Origin of the sequence: Geopseudomonas sagittaria (assembly GCF_900115715.1) — a bacterium.
GTDB lineage: Bacteria > Pseudomonadota > Gammaproteobacteria > Pseudomonadales > Pseudomonadaceae > Geopseudomonas > Geopseudomonas sagittaria.
Map to the genome: position 1 here is coordinate 124,680 of NZ_FOXM01000003.1, position 14,619 is coordinate 139,298.

Here is a 14,619-nt window from a genome sequence, read left to right on the forward strand (position 1 = left end):
CCCCCTCAATCCATCGCCACCACACTGCACAGCAACAGCTGCACCAGCGCGGTCTGCCGCTTCACCCCGGTCTTGGCGAACACCGCGCGCAGGTGGCTGCGCGCGGTGTTGCGGCTGATGCCCAGCCTGGAGGCGGTCTCCTCGAGGGTCAGGCCCTCGCCGAGCAGCACGGCCAGCGCGGCCTCGGCCGGGGTGAGCTGGTAGAGCTGGCGCAGCAGGGGTTCGGAGGGCTGCGCCGGGCGGTTGCTGTCGCGCAGGATCAGCTCGACGGCAGCCGCGCGGCCGGCTTCGGCGCTGGCGGTCAGCGGGATGCTGCGCACCAGCACGCTGAGGCTGCCGCGCTGGCCGGCGCGGTCGAGGGCAATGGCTTCCACCAGACCGGTACCGTTGCGGCCAGCAGCCGCCTGCTTGATCAGCCGCCACAGGCGGCGGTCGTCGCGCGGCGAAATGGCCTCGAGCATGCCGTTGTGCAGCTGCAGGCTGTCCCGTTCGGCGAGGATGTCCTCGGCGATGCGGTTGATCCTGAAGATGCCGCCCTGCTCGTCGAGCAGGATCGAGCCGATACCCATGCGCTCCAGGGTGCCGACATACAGGCGGCAGGCGCTCTCGACCCGGTCGAGGTGCGCGTACAGGCGCAGCGCGCGCTTGAGGTGCGCCAGCAGCAGGCCGCACAGCGCGCGCTCCGTCTCGCTGAACGGCCCGCTTTCCGGCGGACGGCTCAGGCGCAGGCGGAATTCGCGCTCGCGGCCGTCGTCGCTGCGGATGTCGGCGCCCATCATGTAGCGAACCTGCAACGGTTCGAGGAAATCGCGGTAGATCACGCTGCCCAGCCACTCGCGCTCGTCGATCAGCTCCTCGAGCATCACCACGGTGTCGTGCGGCAGGTTGACGAACGGATCGACCGCGTACAGCGAGCTGCTGTAGAGGGCGTGGATGTGCGGCCGCGCCTCGCCGGCGAACACCACCAGGCCGCGATCCTCCGCGCTCGGCAGGCGGATGGTCAGCGACGCGTAGTTGGCTCCGAACTGCCGGCGCAGGGCGTCGAGCAAACCGCTCCACGGCTTGTCCTCGAGCAGGCCGTCGTAGACCAGACCGATCAACCCCTGCAGTTCGGCGTAGCTGGTGCCCGCCGCGAGGCAAGGGGCGCAGGCGCCCCCTGCCCCGTCCATCACAGACCTCCCCGCCGCGCCGCCTCCGGCCCGAACATCGCCGCCCGGAAGTTCGGGGCGTTCAGCTTGTAGCCCTTGGGTTGCTCGTTGATCAGGTTGAACGCCAGGTAGGATTTCTCCAGCAGGTCATGGTACAGACCGACACCGGCCTGCGGCGTCTGCGTCTCGTAGGCGTAGAAGAAGTTGAGCATCGAGGTGCGCCAGAGTTCGCCACGGCTGTCGTAGTTGTCGGCGACGATGGGGAACCAGGTGTCCTCGTCGATGTACAGGCGACGCTTGCCGTACAGGTGCCGGTAGTCGGCCTTGAGGGTGCCTTCCAGGACCCACACGCGGTGCTTCTCGTAGCGCATGTGGGTCGGGTCGATATGACCGGGCTTGATCAGGTCGGCGTACTTGAGTTGCGGCGAGTGGATGCGATAGGCGTTGTAGGGGATGTACAGCTCCTCCTTGCCAACGATCTTCCAGTCGTAGCGCTGGCCGGAACCGTTGAACAGCCGCACCTCGTCCACGGTGATGGAACCGCCGGAACCGGGGAACGCCATGTCGAAGCCATAACCGGGGGCCTGGCGCACGCGGCGGGTACCCGGGTCGTAGCGCCAGCTCTGGCGTGGCTCGGTCTTGTCGTTCCAGAACTCCATGCCGGTGTTCACCTCGCCCTTGTCACGCAGCGGCAGCAGGGTCTCGTTGAGGTAGAAGGACGACTGGCCGCTGGTGTCGCCGATGCGCCCCGGCTCCAGATGCGGCGCCAGGTTCTTCGAGTGGACGCGCCCCCAGTTGACCTTGCCGTCCCTGACCACATAGGCGTTGTCCGAGACATATTCCTCGGTCCATGGGCGCACGGTGAACAGCGAGGCGTTCTTCAACAGCTCCAGGCCGCTCTTCGGCATGGGGAAGGGCGTACCGCCGGTCTTGGCCACCACACCCTCGCCGTCATCGGTCAGGTGGGCGTAGCCGACGTTGGCCTTGGTCGCCTGGCACACGCTGTCGTTGAAGCGGAAGTCGCGATGCGAGGGATAGACCGGCATGCTGAAGGTATCGGGATACAGCCGGAACAACGCCTTCATGCCGTCGGTGAGGTACTGCGCGTGCTCGGCCATGTTCGCCGCAGTGATGGTGAACAGCGGCTTTTCGTCCGCATAAGGATCGAGCGGATGGTTGCCGGTGCCCTGGAAGTTCACGTGCGGCGGCGCGCCCAGCCACTTGCCGGAATACTCCGGAATGCTGCCGTCGGCGTTGCCGGCGCGCTCGGCGCCCATGCAGGTGTAGGTGCTGCTGTCCAGCTGGGCCGCTTCATCGGTCTTGGCCAGCGCCGGCGTGGCGAGCGCGAACAGCGCGCCACAGGCGAGCAGGCTGGCGAGTTGCGTGTGCTTCTTCATGGGTCCCTCCCCTTCTTAGTAGGTGTACTTGGCGTTCAGCGACACGTAGTCGCGATCCGCCAGGGTGCGGCCATTGGCGATGTCCGCCGAGCCGAGGTAGCCGACGTAGGTCATGCCGACCTGGAAGTTGCCGAGGTACTTGAAGTCGCCGCCGACGGTGATGCGCTTCTCGTCGCGACCAAGACCCGAGTAGGCGCTGCCGGAGACGTTCTGGTTCCAGAACACCTTGGTGGTCAGGTCCCAGCCGCTGAACAGGCTCGGGTAGTCGAACATCGCGCCCACGCCGAGCAGCGTGCTGCCGCGGGTCTGGCCGTCGTACTCGAAGTCGTCGAAGCTGCCGTTCTGCCCCGGCAGCCCCCCGCTGACCTGCAGGGTGTCGACGCTGTCGATACGCTGGTGCACCACCTCGCCCATCAGCGTGGTCTGGTGGGCCAGCGCGCTCGGGCCGAGGATGTAGACGGCGTTGAGGTTGCCCTGGATCAGGTTGCCACGGGTCGGCGCGCCGTTGGACAGGTACACGGCGGCATCCTCGCGGTAGCTCAGGTCGCTGCCGATCTGCACCGCATCGCCGAGCTTGGTGCTCAGGCTCACCCCGGTGAGGGCGATGTCGTCGAAGTAGCCGAGCTGGTAGGCCGGCGCATTGCCCGCCCCGGTGTCGCGGCCGATGCTCTTGAGCGAGGAGTATTGGGTGTCGCCGGTGAAATCGAAGAACAGCGCCGCCACCCGGTCGTGGTATCGGTAGTGATAGAGACCGACCTCGGTGTTGTGGCCGAGCCGGTAGCGCAGACCCAGGCCCCACTGGCCGTCGTCGTCCGGCTCCACCTCGCCGGCGAAGTTGGCCACCCGGAAGCTCTGGTCCGGCAGGTTGCCGATCACCCCCGGCGCCAGGCGGAAGAACTGCGCGCCCGGGCCGAAGTAGTCGCTGCCGAAGTAGTCGCCCACCGGGTTGAGCAGGGTCTCCTCCCACTTGTACTGCCAGAAGCCGATCAGGGTCAGGTCGTCGGTCAGCGAGAAGGACGCCGACACCTGGCCGACCGGCAGGTAGGCGTCCTTGGCCTCGGTGCCCGGCACGTTGAACTTGGTGGCGTCCACCGGCGCCTGGCCCTGGCTGATGTTCGGCCAGAACAGGCTCTCGCCCCAGGCCACCAGGTGGCGGCCGGCCTTGGCCGACAGGTAGCGGCCGTCCAGATCCCAGCTGCCGAACACGAAGGCGTCCAGCAGGCGGAATTCGCCGCCGCTGCGTTCACGGGTCTTGTCGATGAAATGGTCGTGAGCGCCGATCTTGTTGACGGTGAGCGGCGAATCGTTGTCGTTGCTGCCGTGGTAGGCCGCATCGTAGAAGTGGCTGGCGCGCAGCATGGCGCCGACGTTGTCGTGGCGCAGCAGCGCCTCGCCGAACAGGCTGACCCGGTTGGTGATCAGCGAGCCGCGATCGAAGTTGCGTGTGCCGTCGTCGCTGTTGAGGTCGTTGAGGTACTCGTCGGCCGGCTTCTCGGTACGCACCGAAGCGGTGTAGTTGACCGTCAGCGACGATTCGAGGGTGGTCGACTCGCCCAGTTCGGCGGTCGGCAGGGCGCTCACCGCCCCGCTGCTCAACGCCACCGCCATGGCGAGCAACTCGCGCAGGTACGGCGGTTGGCCGGCGCGCCGGCAATCCTTTCTTGCTGCCTTGGGCATACTGCCTCCGGATTATTGTTGTTCTGGCATTGCAGGCCCGCGCTCAGGCATACGCCACGCGGGCAGGTCCATTGCCCCGACGCGCGAGGAGCCGGCGCGGCGGGGACAGGTCCAGTGTGGGAAGGGTCGGGTGGGTGACACATCACCCATTTGAGGGATATCCGGGCGTGTTGCGGTTCACTTCGCCGGCGCGTTGAAGCCCACCCCGAAGTCATGCCCCCACACACTCACCTCGCTGGCCTCGTAGACGCTGTGCCGCGTCCAGTCGAGGACCAGGCCGCCGAAGCCGTACTCGATGGCGAAGCCCGAGGGGGTGTCCATGTAGAAGGAGGTCATGCGGTCGTTGACGTGCTGGCCGAGGGTGGCCATCAGCTTCACACCCGCGCGCTGCATGCGGTCGTGGGCGCGGCCGACCTCCACCAGGTTGTCCACCTCCACCATCAGGTGCACGCAGCCACTGGGCACCGGGCCGCCGAACAGCGCCAGGCTGTGGTGGCGGCCGTTGTTGCAATGCAGGAAGTAGATCGGGATCGCCGGGGCGTCCGGCGCCGGCTGGAAGCGGTGGATGTCGGACAGGCCGAAGCCCATGACATCGCGCAGGAACGCCCAGGTCTCCGCGAAGTTCTCTGCCGGCAGCACGGTATGGCCCATGCCCAGCTCGCCGGTGACGAAGCCCGGCACGCCGGCCGGCGAGACGAAGCGGCGAAAGTCCGAGCACACACCCCACACCAGCTCGTGCAGGTTGCCGGAAGGGTCGCGCAGGCTGGCCAGCCCGTTGACCCGGCGCACCGCGCACAGCTCGGCGCAGCCGCGCTCGAACGGCACCCCGGCGCGCTCCAGTTCCGCGCAGGCCTGCTCGAAGGCCTCCTCGCCGGCCAGCTCCCAGCCGCTGGCCACGTAGCGGTCGGCCGGCCCGCCCGACACGAACAGGCGGAACGGCCGCTCGTCCATCTTGATATAGAGGTCGCCCAGCAGCCCCTCCTCCACCATCATGCCCAGCACGTCCTCGGCCTGCCGGCGCCAGGCGCCCAGGTCGCGGCTCGACGCCACCACGTAGGCCAGTCCACGAATGTCCATCATCGGTTCTCCTCGTCGCGGCGCCGGGCGGGGGCACCATGGCGGCGCATGAACACCCCCGTAGGGGCGAATTCATTCGCCAAGCAGGCCATCGGCCTGCCCTTGGCAGCATTGGGGGCCGCGCTGCGGCCCATGGCGAATGAATTCGCCCCCACAGAAGAGCCCGGCGCACGCCTTGGCTGATCAGCCTCTCAGGTGGCGGATTTCCGGCTTCACGCCGACGTAGTCCATGTCGATCTCGTGCTCGTAGCGGCGGGTCGACTCCTCGGACGCCTCGTTGATCGGCTGGAAGAACTGGTCGTACCACTTGCGCGCGTGGTAGATCGGCCCGTCGCTCTCGCACAGCATCGGGTTGCCGATGCGCACCTTGTTGTCCCAGATGGCCACGTCGGTGCCCAGGGCGACGCACTGCAGCTCGGTCCACTCGGCGATCAGCTGCTGGTTCTCCGCCTTGCTCAGCCCCGGGATGTTCTTGGTGGCCACGCCGAAGTGCAGGGTGAAGCTGTTGTGGTCGATGGCCGTGTTGCCGACGATGTAGATGGTCTCCATGTAGTGGCCCTTGTACGGCCCCTTCAACGACACCAGCAGCACGCCCGGCCCGTAGTAGGTGGCGTAGGTGATCACCGCCTCGCCCGCGCTCATGATCCGCGAGCCGGAGATCTGCACCTGGGTGGCCTTGTGGCCCTCGAACAGATTGGCGAAGAACAGCGACGGCGACTGGTGCGTCTCGTCGAAGTGCCCCATGTCGACGATGTTGTCCACCAGCTCGCGACTGTTGGCGTTGATCACCCACTCCGCCCAGTGCATCTGGCTGTACTCCGGCGAATACAGCTCCTCCAGGCGCGGGATCTCCTGGCCTTCGAGCGGCGGGTTGCCGTCCGGGTCGTGCCAGATGAACAGCGCCTCGTTCAGCTCGGCGGTGGCCCAGCGGCCCACCCGCGCCTTCGGCGGCACGCGCTTGCAGTAGGGAATGCTCGCCGCCTTGCCCTCGCGGTCGAACTGCCAGCCGTGGAACGGGCAGACCACGTTGTCGTTCTCCAGGCGACCGTGGCTGAGGTCGCCGCCCATGTGCGGGCACCAGGCGTCGAGCACCTGCAGCGCGCCGTCGGAGGTCTGGAACACCACCAGGCGGTAGCCGAAGGCGTTCACCGTGTGCGGCTTGCCGTCCTTGTACTTGAGGGCCGAGCCCAGGCAGTGCCAGCCGCGGGCGTAACGCTCGGGGATCGGGTCGGCGATGATCTTTGCGCGATTCATGGACATGGTCGGGTCTCCAGGGCTCAGAGGAAGCTGTCGGTGGTGGTCTGGTCGGTCAGGGCGATGAAGCCGAAGGCGCGGCCGAACAGGTCGACGTTATTGGCGATGTGCGCGCGGCCGGTGAACACGTCGAGGAAGATCCGCGTCAGCGGATTGCTGCGGTAGGTGCCGGTGGCGCCGCAGCAGCGCAGCAGCTCGTTGATGTGGTGGGCGCACTCGTTGGCCACCTGGGCGAGCTGGTAGCGCTGGCGCAGCCGCTCGTTGACCGGCGCCGCTTCGCCGCGCTCGGCCCAGGCCATCTGCACCTCGTAGTGGCGCTTGCGGTTCTCCACCATCTGCTCGTGGGCCACCACCGCGCGGGCGTAGGCCAGCTGCGCGTTGGGGTCGTCCACCGTGCGCATGCCGACGTTCTTGCTGATGCCCTGCTGGGCGTAGTCCTTGAAGTGCTGGATGGCCGCCGCCAGGCCGCCTAGGCAGGCGTTGGACACCGCGGGGATGAACATCTGGGCGAACGGCACCCGGTACAGCGGCGCGCTGTTCAGCTCGCGGCCGGGGTTGGCCGCGTCGTCGTGCTGCTGGGTGGCGTGGGTACGGTGCAGCGGCACGAAGGCGTCCTCGACCACGATGTCGTGGCTGCCGGTGCCGCGCAGGCCGATCACCTCCCAATTGCGCTCGATGCGGAAATCGCTCTGCGGCAGCAGGAAGGTGCGGTAGCTGTTGCCCTTGCCGACGCCCGGCGTCAGGTTGCCGCCGAGGAACACCCAGTCGCAGTGCTCGCAGCCGGTCGAGAAGCCCCAGCGCCCGCTGATGCGGTAGCCGCCCTCCACTTCCGTGACCCTGGCCACCGGCATGTAGGTCGAGGCGACCAGCGTCGAGGCGTCCTCGCCCCACACCTCCTGCTGCGCCTGCTCGGGGAACAGCGCCAGCTGCCACGGATGCACCGCCACCACGCCGTACATCCAGGCGGTGGACATGCAGCCCTCGGCCAGCGTCTGCTGGATCTCGGCGAACACCTTGGGCCCGAACTCGAAGCCGCCGTGACGTTTCGGCTGCATGACGCGGAACAGCTGCGCCTCCTGCAGCGCGGCGATCACGTCGTCGGCCACCTTCAGCTCGGCCTCGGCCTGCGCGGCACGCTCGGCTAGCAGCGGCACCAGTGCCCGGGCGCGGGCCACCAGCTCCTCGGGGGAAATTCTTGTTGTTTGCTCCATCGACTCACCCATGGTCGTGCGGGAAGAAGTCGCGGGCCGCCTGACTCGGGGCGGCCCGCCCTGTGTGATACGGGATGGATTTTTGGTCGGGGGGTGGGGGGCGACATCATCCGTATGGAGTAGCCGCGCGGGTAGTGGGGGTTTTGTTGATCTGGAGCAAGGAATGGGGTGTTGTAGGGGAGAGTTGGATGGGAGTCAGGGTCTGCGGTTGGCTGGGTGTTGTGAAAGCGGGTCTTGGTTGTTTTTCATCTGGACCCCGCGCTAATCTCAACGCCTGCTCGAATGCCGCATGCAAAGGGAGTTGCCGTCTTGGTTCTTAACCGCCTACCAGCCCCACCTCCTTCGCGCAGCTCGCATTCCAGAGCTGTTTAATGCGTTCACCCTGAAACTTTATCCACTAAACCATGCCAAGGGGGGGGGGCATGCGCCACCTGGTATCTATTTTTATTAGAAGCCGCCACAAACAACTTTAGGGGACCCACTTGAAAACCGAATACCTAATACTAGTTCCTGGTGGCGATTCCTTCTGTAGCAGCAAGAAGGCATTCGTTGATTTTCTGAAGATCGATGCATTAATAACCATATCTGGCCAAAAATTATCGTACCGCCGATCCGCCAAAGCCAGAGATCTTGTTTCCGCGCGATTCCGAGTTGAAACAGACAAGGTAAAAGACAAGGATGAAAGGTTTTTCTTACTAGTACTAGAATGCCAAAACAAAGATAGCATTGATGAGTTCTCAGAACTGTGCGAAAGAGTAAAATCCATTGCCGAGAGGATTTCTCCGGGCTCTACTGCAATCAACACCCTTTGGGATGGAGTTGGAAAAACATACGCTGAAAAGTCATACCCGGTGATCAATGAAGTTGAAAACCTAATGAGAAAGCTTATTGCAAAGTTCATGCTGATTAACGTTGGAATGAACTGGTCTAAGGATGCCATCAACCCAGAGCTATTTAAAAAAATAGAAAGCTACGAAGATGAAGATATCCACCTAAATGACCTCTACAAGCTCGACTTCATCCACCTCAAGCAGGTTCTTTTCGATAAAAAGCGCGACATCAGCCTAGAAGAGCTAGATCGCATTCTCTCAAAGACCAACTTTTCTGATGAGGACAAAGACAAGATCACGAAGTACGCCCCCAGGTCCAACTGGGAAAAATACTTCTCAGCATTGCTCGATGAAAAAGACAAAGGCCTGGAAAAGAAATGGGAAATCCTCTACAAGCTAAGAAACAAAGTTGCACACAATCGCAATGTATCTAAAAGTGAATTCGATCAAATTGTCGGCCTGGCAAACGATATTAAAGATATAATCAGAAGAGCCACGGAAAAACTGGGCGAGATCAATCTCGACGAAGAGGATAGAGAGCTAATCATATATTCATACCAATCAGAATCGCCGGAGGCTATCGGATTTATTGCAGAAAAAGCTGTTGCCGAGTACTACTCTCGCCTAGGCTACAACATAACTCCGTCGCCAACGATGCGGGCGTTTGATTTTATAGCGAGCAACGATGGCGAAACTGTGGCGGTTGAGGTCAAATCAATTCGACCAAGAAGTTTTTACTCAATGCTTAGAATTGTTGCTGAGCGGCAACTCAAGCATTGGGTGTCCGAAAACAGTCTTGAGAAGCTCTCCAAAATCCATTTAGTGTGCGTATTGAGAGAGGATGGCGAGGTGCATACACTATCTCGCATCCGTCGCCACGCGGGAGATTTCTCCGAGGCATTTGGTGACTCTGTAGAAATTCGCCTTGGGAAAATAAATGATGAGTTCGTTTATTCACCAATGGAAATTTGATTTTTAACTGATACATCTAGTTTTGCGGGAGCGACTTCTAATACTCGTCAAAAATCTGCATTATTGAAATCCAAAAAAATTGCCACACCTGATCAACATGGAAACATTATGGCACAAGACAACGCAGCATCCCGACTCCTTGATCTCCTTATCAAAGCTAAGAGCATCGACCCAAACACTGCGAGCATTCACGCATGGGAGCAGCTTCTCGGCGCAAAGAATAATCCGGCACTCCTACTCTCTAGAATGGGAAAAATGATTGCTCTTCCAGAGCAGATTTCGACCACCTTAACCAACAGTACCGAAACAACTCCAGGTGTTGTTCAGCACATATCCAATCAACTTTACGCCGCATTTACAACCCACAAATTTTCGGAAAAATGGGAGTTGTTCATCAACCGAATAGATACACACATGACGAACTACCTGGCATTAGCATCGACACTCCTTGAAACGCAGATTAAAACTAAAAAACTTGATAAAGATGAGCTACAAGAATTACGAGAAGGCTTCGTCAAGCTGCTGGAGGAAGTCCGGTCATCCGACCTACCTCCTAGGCTAAAATCCTACGTCGTGCTTCAACTCCATGATCTTGTCTCTGTCCTTGACAACTACTTTATCACAGGCGCGGAGCCCATCTTGGAACGAATAGAAGCAACAATAGGCCATGCCTACATCGACAACGAGTACAAAGAATTCCTTAAGGACCACGAGTTGGGCAAGAGCCTTCTAGGCTGCCTTGGAGCAGCCGCCAACCTCGTCACGGTTGCAGTAGGAATTCCACAGCTAACTCAAATCATTCAGTTGCTGCAACACGGTGGTTGATCTCGCAAACTCAGTCGACGCTGCACTCGCCACGCTCGTTTGACGCGGATGAGCCTCAGGGATAGAACGCATCAAGTGCTTCGCCTCGGCAACACTGCAGCATCAAGAAGTACCCCTATTTTGTCACCTCGTAGCTGGCAATCCGCAGGGGAGGCCAGCCTCACGACACCTCCCCCACCGGATACCTCCACACCCCACAAGCCACCTCCGCCAGCACATCTCCCCTGGCCAGCAAGTAGGGTAGACAACGGCGCAGCCTTGTCTACCGATGCCCACGGTGGGTAATCGCTACGCGAGTTACCCACCCTACTGACTTATCAAAGCGGATTAGCGGGCGTGATAACCAAAGCTCAGGCGACCATCCACCAGCGACAAGCTGCCGACCTGCTCGGCGAACAGCCAGACGGCGAGTTCATGCGCCATGACGAGTGGGCTCCGCTGGAGTCGGAGCATCCGCAAGTCCGTCCAATTGGACCCGACCACCCAGGGCATCGATCACGCGGAGCACCTGCTCCAGCCGCACCGAGGGCTTGCCTGCCTCCAGATCGACCACGAAGCGCACGCCCACCACGGCGGCCAGGGCCAGATCGGCTTGCGTCAGGCCCAGTTGCTTGCGTGCGGCTCGCAGGGCCGCGCCGAGCGCTTGTGTGGAGTCGATAGGGATCATGGCGTGCTCGAATAATTTCCCGTTCGGGAAATTATTCGCCTGAAACCACACTGGCGCAAGCCAATATTCCTGATCGGGAAAATTACGTGCACTCCGTCAGCTGTATGGGTGAATTATTCCCGAACGGGAATCACCGTTCCCCGCAACTCCCCCTTCACCACCTTGTTCGACGCATTGACCGGCAGCGCGTCGAAGAAGCGCACCAGGCGCGGCACCTTGTAGTTGGCCATGCGCTGGCGGGACCAGGCGATCAGGCCGGGTTCGTCGAGCTGCTGGCCGGGGCGCAGCACCACGCAGGCGCAGCCGACCTCACCCATGCGCTCGTCGGGCACGCCGATCACCGCGACCTGGGCGATGGCCGGGTGTTCGAGCAGGCCGGCCTCGATCTCCGCCGGGTAGCAGTTGAAGCCGCCGACGATGAACATATCCTTGAGGCGGTCGGTGATGCGCAGGTAGCCGCGCTCATCCAGGGTGCCGACGTCGCCGGTGTGCAGCCAGCCGTCGGCATCGATGGTTTCGGCGGTGGCCTGCGGGTTCTCGAAGTAGCCCTGCATGACGTGGAAGCCGCGCAGGCACACCTCGCCCGCCTCGCCCGGCGGCAGCTCGCGGTTGCCTTCGTCGACGATGCGCACCTCGGTGCCGGGGAGCGCGCGGCCGCAGGTGGTGGCCACGGTTTCGGCGTCGTCGGCCGGGTCGCAGATGGTCGCCAGGCCGCCGCACTCGGTGAGGCCGTAGGCGGTGGTGACCACCGCGAAGCCCAGCTCGCGGCGCATGCGCTCGACCAGCACCGGCGGGATGGTGGCCGCGCCGGTGACGGCGATGCGCAGGCTGGACAGGTCGGTCTCGGCCAGCTTCGGGTGGGCGAGCATGGTCAGGTACAGGGTCGGCGGGCCGGGCAGCACGGTGATGCGGTCGCGTTCGATGCGCTGGAACACCGCCTCGGCGTCGAACACCGGGTGCGGCAGGATGGTCGCGCCGGCCAGCAGGCAGGTCAGCCAGCCGGCCTTGTAGCCGAAGGCGTGGAAGAACGGGTTGACGATCAGGTAGCGGTCGCCGGGGCGCAGGCCGATCACCTGCACGTACTCGGCGAAGGCGCGCAGGTTCTGGCCGTGGCCGCTCATCACGCCCTTGGGCTTGCCGGTGGTGCCGGAGGTGAACAGCAGGTCGGACAGATCGTCCGGGCGCACGGTCAGGGCGCGCGCCTGGGCCTCGTCCATGTCGACCGCCTCGCCGGCGGCGAGGAAGCCCTGCCAGCTCAGGTCGCCATGATCCGAGGGCGCCTCGCAGGGCAGCACCACCACGCGCTCCAGGCAGTCCGGGCGGTGCGCTTCGAGCATCGCCGGGTAGTCGACGCCGAGGAACTGGCCGACGCAGAACAGCAGGCGGGTGCCGCTGCGTTCGAGGATGTCGGCGGCCTCGTTGCCCTTCATGCGCGTGTTGATCGGCACCAGGGTGGCGCCGGCGCAGTGGATGCCCAGCGCGGCGAGAATCCAGTCGTAGCGGTTCGGCCCCCACACGGCGACGCGATCGCCGGGCTGGATGCCCTCGGCGAGTAGTGCGCGGCTCACCGCGAGCACCCGCTCGGGCAGCTCGGCGTAGTCGATGCGCACCTCGCCGTCGGCCAGGGCGCAGTGGCCGGCGTGCCGGCGTGCGGCGGCGAACACCAGGGCGGGAATGCTCGCCGGCAGCAGGCTGTCGGCGGCGAACGGAACGGCGGAAATCGAAGAATCAGTCATTGCAGCCCCCAGGCCGGTCAATCGGGAAAGCGCACGCGCACGTGCGCGCTGGTGGCCACGGCCTGGCAGGCCAGGGTCCAGCCTTCGTCCAGCTCCTGCTGGTCGAGGGCCTCGTTGCGCAGCAGCTCGACCTCGCCCTGCTCCACCGTGCACATGCACGAGGCGCACGCGCCGACCAGGCAGGACTGCGGGGCACGCACCCCATTGCGGCGCATGGCGTCGAGCAGGGTTTCGCCGGGCTCGCAGTCGAGGGCGTGCTCGGCGCCGTCGAGGCTGACCTCCAGGCGCGCGGCCACCGCCGCCTCGCTGACCACCACTTCGCCCTGCTCGCCCTCGCCGGGCAGCGAGACGAAACGCTCGACGTGGACCTTGGCGGCCGGTACGTCGAGGTTGTGCAACGCGCTCACCGCGGCGTCCATGAACGGGCCGGGGCCGCAGATGAAGGCCTCGGCCTGCCTGAACGGCCGCGCCAGTTCGGCGAGCTGCTCGACGGCGGGGATGCCCTGCACCGAGTCCAGCCAGTGGATCACCTGCAGGCGGCGCGGGTGGGCGGCGGCCAGGGCTTTCAGCTCGTCGCGGAAGATCACCGAGGCTTCGTCGCGGTTGGCGTAGATCAGCAGCACGCGGCCGGAACCGGTGTGCAGCACCGAACGGAGGATCGACAGCACCGGGGTGACCCCGCTGCCGCCGCCGAACAGCAGGAAGTCGCCGTCCAGGCTGCGCGGCACGAACACCCCGGCCGGCGCCAGCACCTCGATGGCGTCGCCGGCCTTGGGCACGTCGCACAGCCAGTTGGAGGCGCGGCCGTCGCGCACGCGCTTGACGGTGACGCGCAGCGGCTCATCGAGCAGCGGCGTGCTGGACAGCGAGTAGCAGCGCGGCAGCCAGCTGCCGTCGTGGGGGATGCGCAGGGTGAGGAACTGCCCCGGCTTGTACTTGAACTGGCCGGCCAGCGCGGCCGGCACCTCGAACACCAGCGAGCGGGCGTCGGCGGTTTCCTCGATGACCTGCGCGACGCGCAGGGAGATGTATTCGGGATTGTTCATAGTCAGATACTCATGACGAACTGGCCGCTGTCGATGCGCAGTTCCATGCCGTTGATGGCGCGCGACTCGTCGCTGGCCAGGTACAGGGCGGCGGAAGCGACGTCCTCGGGCAGGCACATGCGGTTCATCGGGTCGCTGTCGATGGTGAACTGCGCCGGGTCGATGCCCGGCGGGTAGCTGGCGACGGTCATCGGCGTCAGCACGCCGTCGGGATGCAGCGAGTTGCAGCGGATGCGGTACCTCTGCCTGCGGCAGTGCGCCGCCACCGCGCGGTTGAGGGCGGCCACCGCACCCTTGGAGGCGCCGTAGGCCGCGTAGTCGTCGCGACCGGCCAGGGCGGCGATGGACGAGACGTTGATGATCGAGCCGCCGCCGCTCTCCTTCATCAGCGCGACGCCCATGCGGCAGCCGAGGAAGGCGCTGTCGGAGTTGACGCGCAGCAGCTTGTGCCAGTCGGCCAGGCTGCTCTCCTCGATGCTGCCCTTGAGCAGGATGCCGGCGTTGTTGACCAGCACGTCGAGACGGCCGTAGCGCTCGCGCACGCAAGCGGCGACCGCGTCCCAGCCGGCCTCGCTGCTGGCATCGTGGCGGATGAAGCTGGCAGCGTCGCCCCGCTCCTCGTTCAGCTCGTCGGCCAGCGCCTGGCCGGCGTCGGCGTTGATGTCGGCGATCAGCACCCGGGCGCCCTCGTCCACCAGCGCCTGCACGATGGCGCGGCCGATGCCGCTGGCGCCGCCGGTGACCAGGGCGATCTTGTCCTGTACCCGTCCTGTCATGTT

General features: G+C 64.2%; 12 protein-coding genes. 2 read left to right on the forward strand and 10 right to left on the reverse strand.

What is annotated here, in order from left to right:
* Positions 1-5: 5 nt before the first annotated feature.
* The 6 genes from BM297_RS04790 to BM297_RS04815 form a co-directional block, all read right to left on the reverse strand.
* Entirely contained in the window at positions 6-1,169 is a 1,164-nt protein-coding gene (locus BM297_RS04790; protein ID WP_092428844.1) for a helix-turn-helix transcriptional regulator, read from the reverse strand.
* Positions 1,169-2,545 (reverse strand): DUF1329 domain-containing protein, encoded by a 1,377-nt coding sequence (locus tag BM297_RS04795; protein WP_092428846.1) that lies wholly within the window; start codon positions 2,543-2,545, stop codon positions 1,169-1,171. The genes BM297_RS04790 and BM297_RS04795 overlap by 1 nt, the downstream gene beginning before the upstream one ends.
* 15 nt (positions 2,546-2,560) lie before the next feature.
* On the reverse strand, positions 2,561-4,153 hold the full coding sequence (locus tag BM297_RS04800) for a DUF1302 domain-containing protein (protein WP_175526607.1): 1,593 nt from the start codon (positions 4,151-4,153) through the stop codon (positions 2,561-2,563).
* Between the two features lie 246 nt (positions 4,154-4,399).
* Entirely contained in the window at positions 4,400-5,302 is a 903-nt protein-coding gene (locus BM297_RS04805) for a VOC family protein (RefSeq protein WP_092428850.1), read from the reverse strand.
* Between the two features lie 180 nt (positions 5,303-5,482).
* Positions 5,483-6,559, reverse strand: a complete 1,077-nt coding sequence (locus BM297_RS04810; RefSeq protein WP_092428852.1) for a 3-ketosteroid-9-alpha-monooxygenase, oxygenase component — start codon at positions 6,557-6,559, stop codon at positions 5,483-5,485.
* Positions 6,560-6,576: 17 nt separating this feature from the next.
* The gene (locus BM297_RS04815; protein WP_245768209.1) at positions 6,577-7,776 is read right to left on the reverse strand and encodes an acyl-CoA dehydrogenase family protein; all 1,200 of its coding nucleotides are present in this window, start codon (positions 7,774-7,776) and stop codon (positions 6,577-6,579) included.
* A 470-nt stretch (positions 7,777-8,246) separates the two neighbouring features.
* On the opposite strand from BM297_RS04815, the gene BM297_RS04820 reads away from it, so the two are divergent.
* Together BM297_RS04820 and BM297_RS04825 are read left to right on the forward strand one after the other, a co-directional pair.
* Complete coding sequence (locus BM297_RS04820) at positions 8,247-9,566, forward strand: HEPN domain-containing protein (protein WP_092428854.1); 1,320 nt, start codon at positions 8,247-8,249, stop codon at positions 9,564-9,566.
* Between the two features lie 108 nt (positions 9,567-9,674).
* A complete protein-coding gene (locus tag BM297_RS04825; RefSeq protein WP_092428856.1) occupies positions 9,675-10,391 on the forward strand; it encodes a hypothetical protein in 717 nt (238 codons plus the stop codon).
* Between the two features lie 412 nt (positions 10,392-10,803).
* On the opposite strand, the gene BM297_RS04830 is transcribed toward BM297_RS04825, so the two are convergent.
* From BM297_RS04830 to BM297_RS04845, 4 genes are all read right to left on the reverse strand, one after another.
* Positions 10,804-11,058 (reverse strand): type II toxin-antitoxin system Y4mF family antitoxin, encoded by a 255-nt coding sequence (locus tag BM297_RS04830; RefSeq protein ID WP_092429286.1) that lies wholly within the window; start codon positions 11,056-11,058, stop codon positions 10,804-10,806.
* 113 nt (positions 11,059-11,171) lie between these two features.
* Positions 11,172-12,794 (reverse strand): FadD3 family acyl-CoA ligase, encoded by a 1,623-nt coding sequence (locus tag BM297_RS04835; protein WP_092428858.1) that lies wholly within the window; start codon positions 12,792-12,794, stop codon positions 11,172-11,174.
* A 17-nt stretch (positions 12,795-12,811) separates the two neighbouring features.
* Positions 12,812-13,840: a ferredoxin--NADP reductase gene (locus BM297_RS04840; RefSeq protein WP_092428860.1), complete on the reverse strand. Its 1,029-nt coding sequence runs from the start codon at positions 13,838-13,840 to the stop codon at positions 12,812-12,814.
* Between the two features lie 2 nt (positions 13,841-13,842).
* Complete coding sequence (locus tag BM297_RS04845) at positions 13,843-14,616, reverse strand: glucose 1-dehydrogenase (RefSeq protein ID WP_092428862.1); 774 nt, start codon at positions 14,614-14,616, stop codon at positions 13,843-13,845.
* Between the last annotated feature and the right edge of the window lie 3 nt (positions 14,617-14,619).

What these genes read in the sequence shown, in the direction of transcription:
- BM297_RS04790 (WP_092428844.1), bottom strand. Translation starts at nt 1,169, where the DNA reads ATGGACGGGGCAGGGGGCGCCTGCGCCCCTTGCCTCGCGGCGGGCACC.
- BM297_RS04795 (WP_092428846.1), bottom strand. Translation starts at nt 2,545, where the DNA reads ATGAAGAAGCACACGCAACTCGCCAGCCTGCTCGCCTGTGGCGCGCTG.
- BM297_RS04800 (WP_175526607.1), bottom strand. Translation starts at nt 4,153, where the DNA reads ATGGCGGTGGCGTTGAGCAGCGGGGCGGTGAGCGCCCTGCCGACCGCC.
- BM297_RS04805 (WP_092428850.1), bottom strand. Translation starts at nt 5,302, where the DNA reads ATGATGGACATTCGTGGACTGGCCTACGTGGTGGCGTCGAGCCGCGAC.
- BM297_RS04810 (WP_092428852.1), bottom strand. Translation starts at nt 6,559, where the DNA reads ATGTCCATGAATCGCGCAAAGATCATCGCCGACCCGATCCCCGAGCGT.
- BM297_RS04815 (WP_245768209.1), bottom strand. Translation starts at nt 7,776, where the DNA reads ATGGGTGAGTCGATGGAGCAAACAACAAGAATTTCCCCCGAGGAGCTG.
- BM297_RS04825 (WP_092428856.1), top strand. Translation starts at nt 9,675, where the DNA reads ATGGCACAAGACAACGCAGCATCCCGACTCCTTGATCTCCTTATCAAA.
- BM297_RS04830 (WP_092429286.1), bottom strand. Translation starts at nt 11,058, where the DNA reads ATGATCCCTATCGACTCCACACAAGCGCTCGGCGCGGCCCTGCGAGCC.
- BM297_RS04835 (WP_092428858.1), bottom strand. Translation starts at nt 12,794, where the DNA reads ATGACTGATTCTTCGATTTCCGCCGTTCCGTTCGCCGCCGACAGCCTG.
- BM297_RS04840 (WP_092428860.1), bottom strand. Translation starts at nt 13,840, where the DNA reads ATGAACAATCCCGAATACATCTCCCTGCGCGTCGCGCAGGTCATCGAG.
- BM297_RS04845 (WP_092428862.1), bottom strand. Translation starts at nt 14,616, where the DNA reads ATGACAGGACGGGTACAGGACAAGATCGCCCTGGTCACCGGCGGCGCC.